Raw genomic sequence first — 16,935 nt, forward strand, 5'->3', positions numbered from 1 at the left:
CGGCTTTGCCGTTCCGTCCCGATCGTGCCGGTCACGGCGCATGAAGACCTACGCTACGCCCGGTCCATCAAGGGCGGCCGCCCGTGGCCATTTGCGGCGGAGCAAGCGACAACCCTTGACGCACATCCGTGCTCCAATACCCTCCACACTTCGATCGACCGTTTCCTCCGCCCCAGGAGCCCGCCTTGACCCCGACCCCCCTGCCTCCCGGCCTGATGCTCGTCCATGGCAACCATCCGGAATCCCTGCGTGACCTGCTGGTGACGTGGGTGCGGCGTTACCCGCTGGCGCCGCTCGAAACCGAGACCCTGCTGGTGCACAGCAACGGCGTGGCCCAGTGGCTGCGCCTGGCGCTGGCCGAGGACATGGACGACGGGGCGGGGGGCGGCTGCGGGATCGCGGCCGGGCTCGACATGTCGCTGCCCTCGCGCTTTTTGTGGCAGGCCTACCGGGCCGTGCTGGGGCGGGACGGGGTGCCCGAGGTGTCGCCCTTCGACAAGCCGCTGCTGCTGTGGCGCCTGATGCGCCTGCTGCCCGACGTGATGGCCGAGCCGGCCTACGCGCCGCTGCGTCGCTTCCTGGCGCGGGACGCCGACCTGCGCAAGCGCTTCCAGCTCGCCGAGCGGCTGGCCGACCTGTTCGACCAGTACCAGGTGTATCGCGCCGACTGGCTGGCCGCCTGGGCGGCGGGCGACGACGTGCTGATCAAGGCCAGTGGCGAGCGCCGCCCCCTGTCCGACGAGCAGCGCTGGCAGGCCTGCCTGTGGCGCGCGCTGCTGGCCGACGTGGCGGCGGCGTGCGGCGGCGAGCTGGCCGGCCAGGGCCGGGCGGCGGTGCACGAGGCCTTCCTGCGCCGGGTCGACGCGTGGCCCGAGGGCAGCGAGCGGCCCGCCGGCCTGCCGCGCCGGGTCATCGTCTTCGGCATCTCGTCGATGCCGCGCCAGTCGTTGGAGGTGCTGGCCGCGCTGGCCCGGTGGACCCAGGTGCTGATGTGCGTCCACAACCCCTGCGAGCACTACTGGGCCGACATCGTCGCCGACAAGGAGCTGCTCCGCGCCACCCACTCGCGCCAGCAGCGCCGGGGCGGGGTGGCCACCGAGATCGCCGACGAGAACCTGCACCTCTTCGCCCACCCGCTGCTGGCCGCCTGGGGCAAGCAGGGGCGCGACTTCATCGGCCTGCTCGACGAGCACGACAGCGACACCGCCCGCGCCGGCTACCTGCAGCATTTTGTGGACATCCGCCAGCGCATCGACCTGTTCGTGCCCCATGGTGACAAGACCCTGCTCAACCAGCTGCAGGACGACATCCGCGACCTGCGCCCGCTCAGCCAGACCCGCGACGCATGGCCGCCGGTGGCCCCCGGCGACGACTCGATCCGCCTGCACATCGCCCACAGCGCCCAGCGCGAGGTCGAGGTGCTGCACGACCAGCTGCTGGCCGCCTTCAACGCCGACCCGACACTGCGCCCCCGCGACGTGATCGTGATGGTGCCGGACATCGACGCCTACGCGCCGCACATCCAGGCGGTGTTCGGCCTGGTGGACAGCCGCGACCCGCGCTTCATCCCGTTCAGCATCGCCGACCAGGGGCTGCGCCACCACGACCCGCTGGTGGGCGCCCTCGGCAAGCTGCTCGACCTGCCCAACGGGCGGGTGGCGGTCAGCGACGTGCTCGACCTGCTCGAGGTGCCGGCCCTGCGCAGCCGCTTCGGCATCGCCGAAGACGCGCTGCCCCTGCTGCAGCGCTGGATCCACGGCGCCAGGGTGCGCTGGGGCCTGCACGCCGCGCACCGCCAGAGCCTCGGCCTGCCCGACGCCCCCGAGGGCAACACCTGGCTGTTCGGCCTGCGCCGCATGCTGCTCGGCTACGCGGTGGGCGCCACCGGCGGCGCCTGGCACGACATCGAGCCCTTCGACGAAATCGGCGGCCTCGACGCCGCGCTGCTCGGCCCGCTGGTGCAGCTGCTGGAGCGGCTTGACGCCACCTGGCGGGCCTTCTCCACCGACGCCACCCCGGCCGACTGGAGCGCCCGCCTGCGCCGGCTGATGGCCGACTTCTTCGCCCCCGACGACAGCGCCGACGCCTTTACCCTGCAGCGCCTCGACCAGGCCCTGGTGCGCTGGCAGGAGGCCTGCGCCGCCGCCGGCCTCGACAGCCCGCTGCCGCTGGCGGTGGTGGGCGAGCACTGGCTGGCCCAGCTCGACGACAGCGGCCTGTCGCAGCGCTTCTTCGCCGGCACGGTGACCTTCGCCACGCTGATGCCGATGCGCGCCATTCCCTTCCGCCACGTCTGCCTGCTCGGCCTCAACGACGGCGACTACCCGCGCACCCGGGTGCCGATGGACTTCGACCTGATGGGCCAGGACTACCGCCCCGGCGACCGCTCCCGCCGCGAGGACGACCGCTACCTCTTTCTCGAAGCCCTGCTGTCGGCCCGCGAGAAGCTGCTGATCTCGTGGGTCGGGCGCAGCATCAACGACAACACCGTGCGGCCGCCCTCGGTGCTGGTCGGCCAGCTATGCGACCACCTGGCCGCCGGCTGGCGGCTGGCCGGGCATGAGGAGGATGGGGCGGAGGAGGGCGCGCTGCTCCGCGCGCTGACCGTCGAGCACCGCCTGCAGCCCTTCAACCCCGACTACTTCCCCGCCGCCGGGGCTGCCAGCCCGCTGTTCACCTACGCCCACGAGTGGCGCATCGCCGACGACCGCCCCGCCGGCGGCCCGCCCCAGCTGGCCCCGCCGGGCCGCGCCGAGCCCCTGCGCATCGCCGAGCTGGCGGCTTTCCTGCGCGACCCGGTGAAGGCCTTCTTCCGCCAGCGCCTGCACGTGGATTTCGATATCGACGATCCGACCAGCGAAGACCACGAGCCCTTCGACCTCGACGGCCTGCAGATGTGGGGCCTGTGGAACGAGCTCATCACCCGCCAGGCCGAGGCGCTCCACGCCGGCCTGCCGCGGGAGGAGGCCCTCGCTGCGGGGCTGGCGCGCATCCAGCGCCGCGGCGAGCTGGCCGCCCGGGCCTTTGCCGACGTGATGCGCGACGACCTCGCCGCGCCGATGGCCGACATGTTCGAGCGCTACGCCAGGGGCCTCGCCGAATGGCCCCACGAGGCGCCCCACGACGAGCCGGTGAGCCACACCCACGCGGCCAGCGGCCTCTCCATCGACGACTGGCTGCGCGACATCCGCCTCGACCAGGACGAGCGACGCGGCCGCGTGGTGCTGGAGCCCAGCGACGCCGTGAAGAAGGGCAAATACCAGCGCCACAGCCTCGTCAAGCACTGGCTCACGCACCTCGCCGGCCACCTGGGCGGCCAGCCGCTCACCACGCTGATCGTCAGCAAGGCCGGCAACGTGCGCTTCGAGCCCCTCGAGCCCGACGCGGCGCGGGCCCAGGTAGACACCCTGCTGGTCACCTGGCAGGACGGCATGGCCCGCCCGCTGCCGCTGGCGATCAAGACCGCCTTCGCGTGGCTCGACGGCTCGACCAGCGCCCGCTCCATCTACGAGGGGGGCTACCAGCTCACCGGCGAGGTCGAGGTCAGCCCCTACCTGCGCCGTGCCTGGCCCAGCTTCGACGCGCTCGCCGCCAGCGGCGAGTTTGCCCGCCTCGCCGAGACCCTGCTGCGCCCGCTGTTCACCGCCACCTTCGTCAAATCCGCGGCCCCCGCCGGAGACCAGGCATGACCCCCACCGCCCTTGACCCCCTGCGTTTCCCGCTTTCTGGCAGCCGCCTCATCGAGGCCAGCGCCGGCACCGGCAAGACCTTCACCATCGCCGCCCTCTACCTGCGCCTGGTGCTGGGCCACGGCGACGACGGGGCCGCCTTCTCCCGGGCCCTCACGCCACCGGAGATCCTCGTCGTCACCTTCACCGACGCCGCCACCAAGGAGCTGCGCGACCGCATCCGCGCCCGCCTCGCCGAGGCCGCCGCCTACTTCCGCGCGGACGCTGGCGGGCCCGAGCCCGACCCGCTGCTCCGGCAGCTGCGCGACGCCTACCCGCCGGAGCGCTGGGCCGCCTGCGCCCGCAAGCTGCAGCTGGCCGCCGAGTGGATGGACGAGGCCGCCGTGTCCACCATCCACAGCTGGTGCAACCGCATGCTGCGCGAGCACGCCTTCGACAGCGACAGCCTGTTCACCCAGCGCCTCGAGACCGACCAGGCCGACCTGCTGGCCGAAGTGGTGCGCGACTACTGGCGCAGCTTCATGTACCCGCTGGACACCGACGCCGCCCGCCAGGTGCGCGGCTGGTGGAGCTCGCCGGAGGCGCTGCAGGATCAAATCGAAGGTCTGCTCGACCACACGGACCTGCTCGCCCCCAGTGCCGACCCGGCGGTGGTGGTCGATGCCGGGCGGCAGGCCCAGCAGCAAACCCTGGCCACCCTCAAGGCGCCGTGGGGCCAGTGGGTGGACGATCTCCAGGCCCTGCTCGACACCGCCCGCGACCAGAAGGCCTTCAACGGCACCAAGCTCAAGAAGAACAACTACGACAGCTGGCTGCAGCGCCTCGCCGCCTGGCGCGACGACCCGGAGCAGGTCTGGCCCGCGCTCACCGACGCCGCCTGGACGCGGCTCACCCCGCAGGGGCTGGCCGAGGTCTGGAAGCCGGGGCTGGCCGCCCCGCAGCACCCGGCCCTCACCGCCATCGACACGATGCCCGCCACCCTCGCGGCCCTCCCCGACGCGCGCCTCGACATCCTGCGCCACGCGGCCCAATGGGTCGCCGCCCGCTTCGCCGACGAGCAGGCGCGCCGCGCCCAGATGGGCTTCAACGACCTGCTCACCCGCCTCGACGCCGCCCTCGCCGGCCCCAACGGCCCGCGCCTGGCCGAGGTGATCCGCGCCCAGTTTCCGGTGGCGCTGATCGACGAGTTCCAGGACACCGACGCGATCCAGTACCGCATCTTCGACGCCGTCTACCGGGTCGAGGCCAACGACGCGGCGACTGCGCTGGTGTTCATCGGCGACCCCAAGCAGGCCATCTACGCCTTCCGCGGCGCCGATATCCACACCTACCTCGCCGCCCGCGCCGCCACCGCCGGCCGGCTGTACACCCTGGGCCGCAACTTCCGCTCGACCCACGCCATGGTGCGGGCCACCAACCGCTGCTTCCAGCTCGCCGAAGCACAGGAGGGTGGCCCGGGCGCCTTCCTGTTCCGCAGCGCCGAGGGCAATCCGGTGCCCTTCTTCCCGGCCGACGCCAACGGGCGCGCGGACGCGCTCCAGGCCGGTGGCCAGCCGCTGGCGGCCCTCCACATCTGGCGTCTGCCGCTGCCCGACGACGGCAAGCCGATGGGCAAGGCCGCCTACCTCGAAGCCATGGCCGAGGTGTGCGCCACCGAAATGGCGCGCCTGCTCACCCTCGGCCAGCGCGGCGAGGCGGGCTTTGCCGGCGAAGACGGTCTGCGCCCCCTGCGTCAGGCCGACCTCGCCGTGCTGGTGAACAACCGCAGCGAGGCCGACGCCATCCGCGGCGCGCTGGCGAGCCGGGGCGTGCGCAGCGTGTACCTGTCGGAGAAGGACTCCGTCTTCCAGCGCCCCGAGGCCTTCGACCTGCAGCTGTGGCTCACCGCCTGCGCCGAGCCCGACGACGGCCGCGCCCTGCGCGCCGCGCTGGCCACCCAGACCCTCGGCCTCGACTGGGCCGGGCTCGACCGCCTCAACCACGACGAGCTGGCCTGGGACGACTACGTGCTGCAGTTCCGCGCCTACCGCGACTGCTGGCGCCGCCAGGGCGTGCTGCCGATGCTGCGCCGGCTGCTCAACGACTTCCGCGTGCCGGCCCGCCTGCTCGCCGCCGGCGCCAGCGGCGAGCGCAGCCTCACCGACCTGCTGCACCTGGCCGAGCTGCTCCAGCAGGCCAGCGGCCTGCTCGACGGCGAGCACGCCCTGATCCGCCACCTGGCCGAGCAGCGCCGCGACGAAACCTCCGGCAGCGAAGCCCGCCAGGTGCGCCTCGAGAGCGACGCCGACCTGGTGCAGGTGGTCACCATCCACAAGTCCAAGGGCCTCGAATACCCGCTGGTTTTCCTGCCCTTCGCCTGCGCCTTCCGCGCCACCCAGGCCACCGACCTGCCGCTCAAGTGGCACGACGCGCAGGGCCGGCTGCAGCTGGCCCTCGCCGCCGACGACGCCCTGCTGGCCCTGGCCGACCGGGAGCGCCTGGGCGAAGACCTGCGCAAGCTGTATGTCGCGCTCACCCGCGCCCGCTACGCCACCTGGATCGGCGCGGCGCCCGTCAAGGAGCTGGAGCACAGCGCCTTCGGCCACCTGATCGGCGGCGCGCTGCAGGCCGGCATCGACGCGCTGGCCGCGGGCTGCCCGGACATCGCCGTCATCGACGCGCCGGCCTGCACCCCGGACGTTTACACGCCCCAGGCCCGCCAGCGCCTCGAAGGCCCGGCCCGCAGCCCGACCCGCGCCGTCCGCGAGCACTGGTGGATCGCCAGCTACTCGGCGCTGCACACCGCCGCGGCGGAGGCGGGCGCCGAGACGCCGGGCGAAGACGTCTTCCGCGAAGCCGCCGCTGCCGAACGGCCCACGCCGCCCGCCGCTCCGCCGGTGTTGGGCCAGCCTGCGGGGGGGGCCGCCTCGGCCGGGCTGCTGCATGGCTTTCCCCGCGGTGCGGCGGTCGGCACCTTCCTGCACGAGATCCTCGAATGGGCCGCCGGCCAGGGCTTCGGGCAGGTCGCCGACACCCCGGCCCTGCTGCGCGACGCCGTCGCCCGGCGCTGCGCGGTGCGCGGCTGGGAGCGCTGGATCGACCCGCTGTGCGCCTGGCTGCAGGATTTCCTGCGGCTGCCGCTGGGCGGCGCCGACGCGCCCGGCTTCGCCCTCGCCAGGCTCGACACCTGGGTGGCCGAGATGGAGTTCTGGGTCGCGGTGCATGAGGTGGACCTCCCCGCCCTCGATGCCCTCGTCCGCCGCCACACCCTTGGCGGCGCCGAGCGCCCGCCGCTCCAGGCCGGCCAGCTCAACGGCATGCTGAAGGGCTTCATCGACCTCGTGGTGGAGCACGACGGGCGCTATTACGTGGTCGACTACAAGTCCAACTGGCTCGGCCCCGATGACGCGGCCTACACGCCCGCCGCGATGGCCGACGAGATCCTCGCCAAGCGCTACGAGCTGCAGTACGTGCTCTACCTGCTGGCCCTGCACCGCCTGCTCAGGCTGCGCCTGCCCGATTACGACTACGACACGCACATCGGCGGCGCGCTGTATCTCTTCCTGCGCGGCAGCCAGGCGTCCAGCCGGGGCATCCACGCCGAGCGCCCGCCGCGGGCGCTGATCGACGCCCTCGACCGCCTGTTTGCCCGCCGCACCACCCCGGAGGCCGCATGAACCCCGCCTTTTTCCACGACAACACGGCCCTGCTGGCCCTCCTCGAGCGCTGGGCCGGGCACGGCTGGCTGCGCGCCCTCGACGCGGCCTTCGCGGCCTTCCTGGCGCGGGAGGAGCCCGCCGCGCCGCCGCTGCTGATCCTCGCCGCCGCGCTGGCCAGCCACCAGCTCGGCCGCGGCCACGCCTGCCTCGACCTGGCCCACACCCTGAACGACCCCGGCTTCGCCCTGTCGCTGCCGCCCGAGGGTGCCGCCGACAGCGCCGAGCCCGTGCCGCTGCCGGCGGAGGTGCTCGATGGCGTGAGCCTGGCCGACTGGCAGCAGGCCCTGCGCTACCCGCCGCTGGTGGGCGACGGCGCCGGCGACACGCCGCTGGTGGGCGACGGCGCCGGCGACACGCCGCTGGTGGGCGTCGGCACCCGGCTTTACCTGCGCCGCTACTGGCAATACGAACAATCGGTGCGGGCCGGCATCGACGCCCGCCTGGCAGCGCCGCCGGCCCTGCCCGAGGACGCGCTGCGCGGCGCCCTCGGTGTGCTCTTCCCGCCGGTCGCCCAGGGGCCCAAGCCCGACTGGCAGAAGCTCGCCTGCGCGCTGGCCGCACGGAGCGCCTTCGCCATCGTGACCGGCGGCCCCGGCACCGGCAAGACCACCACCGTGGTGCGCCTGCTGGCGGTGCTGCAGGCGCTGGCCATCGCCGGCCCGGCGGCCCGCGCCCTGCGCATCCGGCTGGCGGCGCCCACCGGCAAGGCCGCCGCGCGGCTCAACGAATCCATCGCCGGCGCCGTCGCCAATCTGGTTCTGACTGGCCTGCCCGACGGCGAGGCCGTGCGCGAGGCGATCCCCGTCGAGGTGACGACCCTCCACCGCCTGCTCGGCAGCCGCCCGGACACCCGCCACTTCCGCCACCACGCCGGCAACCCGCTGCCGGTGGACGTGCTGGTGGTGGACGAGGCGTCGATGGTCGACCTGGAGATGATGGCGGCCGTGCTGGCCGCGCTGCCGCCCGGCGCGCGCCTGGTGCTGCTCGGCGACAAGGACCAGCTCGCCTCGGTCGAGGCCGGCGCGGTGCTCGGCGAGCTGTGCCGGTGCGCCCAGGACGGCCACTACAGCGCCGACACCGTGGCCTGGCTGGCGGGCGTCACCGGCGAGCAGGTCGGCACGGAGCTCGTCGACCCCGCCGGCCGGCCCATCGACCAGGCGGTGGCGATGCTGCGCCACAGCTACCGCTTCGGCGGCGACAGTGGCATCGGCCAGCTCGCCGCGGCGGTCAATGCCGGCAGCGGGGACGGCGTGCGCCGGGCCCTGGCCCACGGCCACGCCGACCTCACCCGGCTGGCGCTGACCGAGGTGGGCGAGGGCGCGCTGCGGCGCCTGGTGATCGACGGCATTCCCGGTGCCAAGGAAAGCCCGCAGGGCTATCGCCATTACCTGGAGGTGGTGCGCGACCGGCGCCCGCCCGCCGGCACCGATCAGGCCGGCATCGACGCCTGGGCCCGCGAGGTGCTCGCCGCCCACGGCCAGTTCCAGCTGTTGTGTGCCCTGCGCCGCGGGCCGTGGGGCGTCGAGGGCCTCAACCGGCGCATCGCCGGCTGGCTGCACGAGGCGGGCCTGATCGGCGCCGCCGAAGGCTGGTACGCCGGCCGCCCGGTGCTCGTCACCCGCAACGACTACGGGCTGGGGCTGATGAACGGCGACATCGGCATCACCCTGGCCCTGCCGGGGCCCGATGGCGACGGCCCGCTGCGGGTGGCCTTCCCGGCCGGGGATGGCAGCGGCGGCATCAAGTGGGTCCAGCCCAGCCGCCTGCAGGCCCTCGAAACCGTTTATGCGCTGACGGTGCACAAATCCCAGGGCTCCGAATTCACCCACACCGCGATGGCCCTGCCGGAGCGCCTCAATCCCATCCTGACCCGCGAGCTGGTCTACACCGGCATCACCCGCGCCAAACGCTGGTTCAGCCTGGTGGAGGCCGGCAGCGCGGCGGTGCTGGAGCAGGCGGTGGGGCGCCGGGTGCTGCGCTTGAGCGGGTTGATGGAGGGTGCCGGCTAGCCGCCCGCTCCCTTCGAAAACAGCCGCTTGCCCCAGATGGCGCGCTCCGCCTGCGGATGGGCGGGGGTTGCCGAGCGCATTCCAATCGCGCCGCGCGTCTCCATTCGGAAGACAAACGCTCGGGCTGGGCGGCTGTCGGCGCGCCGGACTCAAGTTTGACTTGAGCGCTTGATGCCTGGACTTGAAATGGTTCAATGGCGACTTGAACTTGCGGACCTTTGACCTGAGTCGCGTCAAGTCAGAGGTCCGCGCGTCAACTGCTCAAGTGGGCAATCCCATCACCGCCGCCCTCATCTCCCCCGGCAATCCCCTCTCCCCCCACAGCGCCCCCAGCAAGCCCCCGACGATGCAGGCGTTGGTATCCGTATCCCCGCCGCCGCCCAGCGTTTCCCGCAGCGCCTGCACATGCGGCGTGCGTTGCTGCAGGTGGTGGAAGGCGTGGGTGAAGGCGATCCTCACGAATCCGGCCTGGGGATGAAACGGCGGCAGCCGGCCCGCTGCGGCGTCGTCCAGCCAGCGGCGTACTTCGTCGCCCTCGCCGGCGGGCAGGATGGAGCGGGCCGCTTCGAATGCGCCGCGGTGGTCATCCGCCTTGAGCGTCAGGTGGCGGATGGCGACCACGTAGGCGGCGGTGGACCATTGGCAGCTGGGGTTCGGATGGGTCAGCCGGGCATCGGCGCGGGCGGCGGCGACGGCCTCCTCGACGCTGACGCGGGCCGACCAGACGCCGAGCGGGGTGGCCCGCATGAGGCTGCCGTTGGCCTTGGAGTCCGCGTTGAACCTCAGGGCCCGGCGGGCGATGAGGTCTGCCAGCCCGGGGCTGTCCGGGTCGCCGTCCTCGAGGGCATTGGCGGTGGCGTTGCCGATGTCGAAGGGGGCGCTGAGATACCACCGGCGGTAGGCGCGGGCGGCCCGGTTGACGTCGTAGCGGGGCTGTCCGGCCAGGGCCTGCAGCAGCGCGAGGGTCAGCTCGCCGTCGTCGGTGACCTGGCCGCGGGCGGTGTTCCAGATGCCGCCGCCGCACATGCCCAGGGCTTTCTCGACTTCTTCTGCGCTCGGCGTGCGCCCCAGGAACTCCAGCGTGGCCCCCGCCGCGTCGCCGATCAGGGCGCCCAGCACGGCGCCCATGGCGAGGTCGTGACGGCAATCGTCGATGATGCGTCCCTGCGGAAGCGGTCTCAGGGTGCGGCCGGTGTTGTTGATCATTGACGATAGCCTCCGGAATGACTGACGCGACAGGGATGGCCACTGGGTTTGCCGATGCCCGTTCGGTCGAATGCCGTGTTTCGATGGTTGAAGTCTATGCCCGTGGTGCGTCATTCATTGTCGTATTGGATGCCTATCCTCTCGTCTGCCATCGGGGCCGGGCCGGCCGCATTTGACTGATTAGGGAGGACACTGGTGGAACACCAGGGCTATGCGATGTACAACGCCGCGAACAATACGCTGGAGGTGATCCCGCCGGGGGCGTGCACCAGGCGGGTCATCCGTTGCGCGCAGATCCGGCCGGAGCACGAACAGGTGCATGGCGTGGTGATCGACGGTGATGCGATCCGGGTCTATGTGGGGCCCTACGACCATCCGCGGCCGACCCACGCCTGCACCTACAGCTTCACGAGCCTGGGCGAAGGGGTGCGCACCGCGCTGTGAGGGCTCTTTGCCCGGGGGGCGGCCCCGCGCCTCAACCGACCACCGCGCCCGGCTCCGTGCCCTTGAGGCAGGCGCTGCGATAGTCCCCGGCAAGCTGCAGCCAGCCGCAGGGCAGGGTGAGCCTGCCAAAGTGATCGACGACGCAGCAGTCCTGCCAGCAGGGCTGCCCATCGGATTCGGCGATGGTTTCGAATCCGAGGGCGTCCAGTGTGTCGATCATCGCCTCGATGTCGTTCGGGTTGCCGGAGCAATAGCGGACGAGATGGTCGTCGAACACGGCGCCGTCGGCGTAATCCTGCCGGAATCGCGCCCAGCCGCCGGGGTATTTCCGATCGATGAGCCTTAGCGGGACGAAGAGGTTGATGAAACCGAGTGAGATGGCCATCGGGAATCAATGATCCGGTCGGGTTGATGGTCGGGGCTGGATGGGACGGGTCGCGGTTTACGGGTTCCCGCCAAACCGCCGGGTGTAGGCGTGCACATACCGCGCCTGCTGCGCCGTCTCGATGGTTTTCGGGCGGGCGAGGCGGACCTGCGTGATGGCCTCCGCGGCGCCGATGCCGGCTTCCCGCAGCAGGCAGGCGGCGATGGTGCCGGTCCGGCCCAGGCCGCCCTTGCAGTGCAGGAAGATCCGCCGCCCCTCCCGCAGGGCCATGACGAGCTCGGCCCCCACCTCCGGCCAGCGCGCCTCGAAGGCCGGGCCCGGCGGCTGTCGGTCGGGGATGGGCAGGTGGCGCCAGGCCATGCCGAGGCGCAAGGCCTCGGCCGGCAGGGCTTCGACGCCGAGTTCGGCAAACTCGTGCCTCTCCATGAGGGACACCACGAAGGCGGCGCCCCAGATCCGGATGCGCTCGAGATCCGTGCCGAGATCCCGCTGCCAGTGCCCGCTCAGGCCGTCCGCCTGGTCTTTGCCGGGGCACAGGGACATGCCGATCGCGCCCCAGTCGGACCGGGCTTGAATGCTGTCGATACGCAGGGGGTGGGATTCGCTTGTGCGGGGCGTCCGGGGTTCAGGCATCGGTCTGTCCTCAAGAATTCAACCCGGCCATGATGGGACGCCTTCGCGACACAGTCTGTCGCACCGAGTTCAGCCGGCGCTCCCGGTTCCGTAGACGGAACGCATCTTGTCGAGCTGGCTGATCACCACCTCCCGCCACTTGGCGGGCGCCAGCACCTCGACGTTGGCGCCGCAGCCCAGCAGCCAGCGCAGGAGCTGGCCGGTTTCCGGGACGGTGGCCCGGACGCGGGCGCTGAAGGGGCTGTCGTCGGGCTCTTCCTCGATGACCTGGTCCGCCGACAGGCGGCAGTCCCGCAGCAGGTCGGCCACATAGCCGCGCACCCGCAGCTCCAGCTGGACGGCCCCGTCGCCGGCGAAGTCCGCCTGGCCCTTGCGGATCGCCTCCTGCAGGCAGAAGCCCTCGGCCCGGCGGCCCGGGCCTTCGCCGACCTTGGCGGAGGTGAAGCGGTGCAGCGCGTACATGCGCAGCGGCGCGGCCTCGTCGTTCTTGAGGGCGAACAGGTAGAGGCGCGGGCCGCGCTGGAGGAGGGCCTGGGGATGGAGCTCGGGCCGGCTCTGCTTGCCGGCGCCGTCGCGGTAAGTGGCCTGCAGGGTGCGCGACTGGGCCAGCGCTTCGAGCGCGGCGAGCAGGACTTCCTCCTTGAAGTCGGCCGGCAGCAGGCGCTGGGTGTCGCTGAGGATGCACAGCTTGTCGTCCCCGAGGCCGAAGTCCTCCCCCTCTTCGCGCAGGCTCGCCAGGATCCGCTCCAGGCGCTTCTCGGGTACCGCGTCGCGGATCAGCGAGCGCATCAGGCTCTGGGCGTAGGCCCACAGGCGCGGGTCGTTGCTGCCCAGGTCGGCTTTGCGCCGATAGCGCTGGGGCTTGCCGCCCGGATTGACGGCCTCGATACAGCCGTCCTTCACCAGCGCGTCCAGGTCGCGCTGGATCGCCCGCACCCGGGCGGCGTCGGATTTGCTGGCCTCGTAGTGTTCGGCCAGCCGCGCCAGTAACTGGCGGGCGTCCGGGCAGCCCTGGCCTGAGGAGCTCCTGGGGATGAGCCGCCTGAGCAGATTGAGTCGGTCGATGCGGTCCTTGTGGGCGACGGCCATGGGAGGCTCCTGGCGGGGGTCAGTGGGACGGGGGCTGCTCCAGCCACTTGAGCAGGCGCTCGTAGAGGGCTTCCGGCATCACCGGCTTGCTGATGAAATCGTCCATGCCCGCGTCCACGCAGCGCTGGCGGTCCTCGCTGAAGGCGTTGGCGGTCATCGCGATGATCGGCAGCCGGGCGCCCTGCGGCAGCTTGCGGATCTCGCGGGTGGCGTCGAGCCCGTCCAGGTTGGGCATCTGCATGTCCATCAGGACCAGGCTGTAGTCGTTGTGCGCCACCAGGTCCACCGCCTGGGCGCCATCGACCGCCATGTCGACCACCATGTGAATGTCTTCCAGGATCGCCGCGGCGACTTCGCGGTTGATCTCGTTGTCTTCGGCGACCAGAACCCGGGTGCCGGCGTACCGCCGCTTGAGGCATTCGCCGGCGTCGTCCTGCGCCGGGTGGACCTGCGGGCAGTGCGTGGTGCCGTCGCGCGCCAGCCGCACGGTGAACCAGAAGGTGCTGCCGACGCCGGGCGTGCTCTCGGCGCCGGCCTCGCCGCCCATCAGCTCGGCCAGCTTGCGGGTGATGGCCAGGCCGAGCCCGGTGCCGCCGTATTTGCGGGTGGTCGTGTTGTCGGCCTGCTCGAAGCTCGAGAACAGCCGCGGCATGGCCTCGGGCGGGATGCCGATGCCGCTGTCGTTGACCTCGAAGCGGAGGCGCGCGCCCTCCGTGTCTTCTTCGAGCAGCTGGACGCGGATCTTCACATGGCCGGCGGCGGTGAACTTGATGGCGTTGCCCGCGTAATTGAGCAACGCCTGCTCGATGCGCGTCCCGTCACCCCGCAGGCCGCGTGGCAGGGGCGGCAGCTCGCTGGAGAGCTGCAGCTGCTTTTCCCGGGCCCGCTCGGAGAGCATCGCGACCACGTTGGCGACGAGGGCGTCGATCTGCAGCGGCTTCTGTTCGAGGGTGAACTTGCCGGCCTCGATCTTCGAGAGGTCGAGGATGGCGTTGATGATCGCCAGCAGGTGCTGGCCGGCGTCGACGATCTTGGTCAGCTTGTCCGCCTGCTGCGGGTCGCCGGCCTGGCGCTGCAGGAGGCTGGCGAGGCCGATGATGGCGTTCATCGGGGTGCGGATCTCGTGGCTCATGTTGGCCAGGAAGGCGCTCTTGGCGATGGCGGCGGACTCGGCCGCCTCCTTGGTCTTGCGCAGTTCGATCTCCTGGGCCTTGCGCGCCGCGAGGTCGACGTGGGTGCCGACCGCCCGCACCGGCCGTCCGTCGGCGTCGCGCTCGACCACCTTGCCGCGGCTGAGGATCCACTTGTAGCTGCCGTCCCGGCAACGCATCCGGCATTCGACCTCGTAGTGGCTGCCCTCGGTGGTCAGCATGTCGTGGACCAGCCGGCCGATGTGCTCGCGCTCCTCGGGATGCAGGAAGGCCCGCCACTGGCGGCCGTCATAGTCGCTGAGTTCGCCCGGCGCGTAGCCGAGCATGGTGCCGTAGGTGGTGTTGAGCTGAACCTTGTCGGTCCGCAGGTCCCAGTCCCAGATGCCGTCCTGGGTGGCCTCGAGGGCGAACTTGTAGCGCTCCTCGCTGGCGCTGACCTGGGTCATCATCGCCGACAGCGCCGCCGTCCGCTCGGCCACCATCGCCTCGAGCCGGGCCTGGCGGTCGGACAGCTCGGCCTCGGCCTGCTTGCGCTCGGTGATGTCGCGGAAAAAGGCAAAGAAGCGCCCGCCCGTGCTCGGGTCGAACGAGCCCAGCACCTCGACCGGCCACAGGCGGCCGTCACGGGCGCGGTGCACGGTCTCGAAGCGCTTGAAGCCCACCCCCTGCAGGTGCGCCAGCTGGCCCAGCAAGGTGGCGCGGTCGTAGCGGGCGTCGATGTCGTAGATGTGCTTGCCGAGCAGCTCGCCCCGCGTGTAGCCGGAGATCCGGCAATACGCGTCGTTGACCGTGACGATCCCGCCTTCCAGGTTGGTCACCCAGAAGCCGTCGGGCGACGATTCGATGGCCAGCCGGAACTGGGCGTCCTTGTCGCGCAGCTCGAGCTCGAGGGCCTTGCGCGCGGTGATGTCGTGGGAAATCCCGAGCACCCCGATGATCCGCCCCTGGTTGTCGTGCATGGGGGTCTTGGTCGTCTCGAAGATGCCCCGGTAGTCGTTGGTGCCGAAGACGAGGGCTTCCTCGTTGATGGTCAGCCCGCCCTTCTCGATGGCGATCCGGTCGTTGCGGCGGAAGGAGTCGGCGAGCTCGCGGGGCACGAAGTCGTAATCGGTCTTGCCGATGATCTCCCCGCTGGGCGCCCCGACGAAGCGCTCGAAGGTCTTGTTGCAGGACAGGTAGACGCCGTTCGGGTCCTTCAGCCAGACCAGGTCGGGGATGGTCTCCAGGAGGGTCTGCAGGTAGCCCCGCTCGCGCACCAGCTCGCGGTACGGGGTGCGCACGCCGGCGACGAACAGCGCCCGGTAGATCATCACGCAGGCGATGGCCTTGTACACGTGGCCGAGCAGGTTGAAGATGTCGGTGACGTCGGCATACAGCGTGAAGAACAGCTCGGCGAGGCCCTGCACCCAGGCCGCGGCGGCCAGCCACAGGCGGTCGTCGTGCTGCTGGGTGGCGGCCTTGTGGTAGAGCAGCACCGCCGTCAGGCCATACACCGAGGCCAGCATGTATTCGGCGCCGATCTTGAAGGTGGTCAGCCCTTCGCCGGCGATGAAGCTGCGCGGCAGCCATTCGCCGTGGGCGATCCCGACCCACCACACCCCTGCGCTCAGCGCCAGCGTGGCCAGCAGCGCGCCGAGGCTGCGCAGCGACGACCAGTGGGTGGGGGGGCTCAGGGCGACGGCGAGCAGCACCCCCGCCGCAACGAAGCGGCCGGCCAGCCAGAAATTGATGGCCTTCTCCGGGCTGCTGGGCGTCACCAGGTCGGGCATGCCGGCAAAGGACAGGGTGTGGGCCAGGTCGATCAGGCCGACCGCCAGGAAGCCGACGCCGAGGATCACCGCGTGGCTGTTCTTTCCGGTGCCGCGCAGGTTCCAGCCCAGCGCGAAGACCATCGCCGAAATGGCCATCGCGACGAATTCGAGGGCGGTGTGCAGCGGCAGGTAGTGCGTCGGCACCGCAAAAAAGCGGACGGCCGGAAACCAGCCGCCGAGGACGAGCAGCGCGCTCAGGGTGCACACCCACACCAGTGGCGCCGTGATCTGCCAGTCGTCGGGGTGGGGGGTGGGGGGCGGACTGTTCATCGCGAACCTTCGGGCGCGCGCGGCGTCACGCGATCCATGTCATTCAAAACGGAGTCTCGCAAACGGAATGAGCGCTACAAAGACCATACTTTACCCTTAAACGGATCCCGCTCCCCGCGGCCTGCGGCGCAGCTCCGGCGGGGCATGTGCAGGGCATCGGATGGGGTCCGGCCCGGCTTGTCCCGGCGGCGCGGCCCCGCGCCATGCCGGGCCGATACGGAGTGATATGCGCAGTGAACGACAAAAACGCGCCCGACCTTGATGGGCCGCCCCGCAGGCTCGGGGCGATCGGGGAGGGGGTGCCGTGGCCGGCGGGATGGAGGCGGCGAGCGGGCCGGGGACGGCCGGCGGCGGGGGCCGGAAAGCCGGATGGCTCCGGGGAAGGGGAGGCGCGGGCGCGACATGCCGCGCCGGCGGGACGTCGGGGCGCACGCAGGGCGTGGTGGGATCTACCGTGGTCGCCAGGGCCGGGGCGCCGGGGCCGGCGAGGCGGGCAACCGGGGGCTTGATCGTGCTGCCCCAATGCAAATGCGCCGGCAGGTGGGGCCTG

The 16,935-nt window shown here is 71.7% G+C and carries 9 protein-coding genes; 4 read left to right on the forward strand and 5 right to left on the reverse strand.

Annotated features, from left to right (window positions below; translation table 11 throughout):
• Positions 1 to 185: 185 nt before the first annotated feature.
• Genes recC through recD form a run of 3 tightly spaced genes read left to right on the forward strand, consistent with a single transcriptional unit; the run spans position 186 to position 9,396 of the window.
• The gene (recC, locus tag ACE3OU_RS08760; protein WP_374241171.1) at positions 186 to 3,689 is read left to right on the forward strand and encodes an exodeoxyribonuclease V subunit gamma; all 3,504 of its coding nucleotides are present in this window, start codon (positions 186 to 188) and stop codon (positions 3,687 to 3,689) included.
• Positions 3,686 to 7,345: an exodeoxyribonuclease V subunit beta gene (gene recB / locus ACE3OU_RS08765; protein ID WP_374241172.1), complete on the forward strand. Its 3,660-nt coding sequence runs from the start codon at positions 3,686 to 3,688 to the stop codon at positions 7,343 to 7,345. The genes recC and recB overlap by 4 nt, the downstream gene beginning before the upstream one ends.
• The gene (gene recD, locus ACE3OU_RS08770; RefSeq protein WP_374241173.1) at positions 7,342 to 9,396 is read left to right on the forward strand and encodes an exodeoxyribonuclease V subunit alpha; all 2,055 of its coding nucleotides are present in this window, start codon (positions 7,342 to 7,344) and stop codon (positions 9,394 to 9,396) included. The genes recB and recD overlap by 4 nt, the downstream gene beginning before the upstream one ends.
• A 261-nt stretch (positions 9,397 to 9,657) precedes the next feature.
• Here the strand turns inward: recD and ACE3OU_RS08775 are convergent, their stop codons facing one another.
• Positions 9,658 to 10,602, reverse strand: coding sequence for an ADP-ribosylglycohydrolase family protein (locus ACE3OU_RS08775; RefSeq protein WP_374241174.1), 945 nt, complete (start codon positions 10,600 to 10,602; stop codon positions 9,658 to 9,660).
• A gap of 195 nt (positions 10,603 to 10,797) precedes the next feature.
• On the opposite strand from ACE3OU_RS08775, the gene ACE3OU_RS08780 reads away from it, so the two are divergent.
• A complete protein-coding gene (locus ACE3OU_RS08780; RefSeq protein WP_374241175.1) occupies positions 10,798 to 11,046 on the forward strand; it encodes a hypothetical protein in 249 nt (82 codons plus the stop codon).
• Between the two features lie 31 nt (positions 11,047 to 11,077).
• Here the strand turns inward: ACE3OU_RS08780 and ACE3OU_RS08785 are convergent, their stop codons facing one another.
• The 4 genes from ACE3OU_RS08785 to ACE3OU_RS08800 form a co-directional block, all read right to left on the reverse strand.
• Positions 11,078 to 11,431 carry a hypothetical protein gene (locus ACE3OU_RS08785; protein WP_374241176.1) on the reverse strand — a complete coding sequence of 118 codons (354 nt, stop codon included), beginning with the start codon at positions 11,429 to 11,431 and terminating at the stop codon, positions 11,078 to 11,080.
• Between the two features lie 57 nt (positions 11,432 to 11,488).
• The gene (locus ACE3OU_RS08790; protein ID WP_374241177.1) at positions 11,489 to 12,064 is read right to left on the reverse strand and encodes a cyclin-dependent kinase inhibitor 3 family protein; all 576 of its coding nucleotides are present in this window, start codon (positions 12,062 to 12,064) and stop codon (positions 11,489 to 11,491) included.
• Between the two features lie 69 nt (positions 12,065 to 12,133).
• Positions 12,134 to 13,153 (reverse strand): helix-turn-helix transcriptional regulator, encoded by a 1,020-nt coding sequence (locus tag ACE3OU_RS08795; RefSeq protein ID WP_374241178.1) that lies wholly within the window; start codon positions 13,151 to 13,153, stop codon positions 12,134 to 12,136.
• 19 nt (positions 13,154 to 13,172) lie between these two features.
• Entirely contained in the window at positions 13,173 to 16,385 is a 3,213-nt protein-coding gene (locus ACE3OU_RS08800) for an MASE3 domain-containing protein (protein WP_374241179.1), read from the reverse strand.
• Positions 16,386 to 16,935: the final 550 nt, after the last annotated feature.

Origin of the sequence: Zoogloea sp., from assembly GCF_041908905.1 — a bacterium.
In the GTDB taxonomy this organism is placed as follows: Bacteria; Pseudomonadota; Gammaproteobacteria; order Burkholderiales; family Rhodocyclaceae; genus Zoogloea.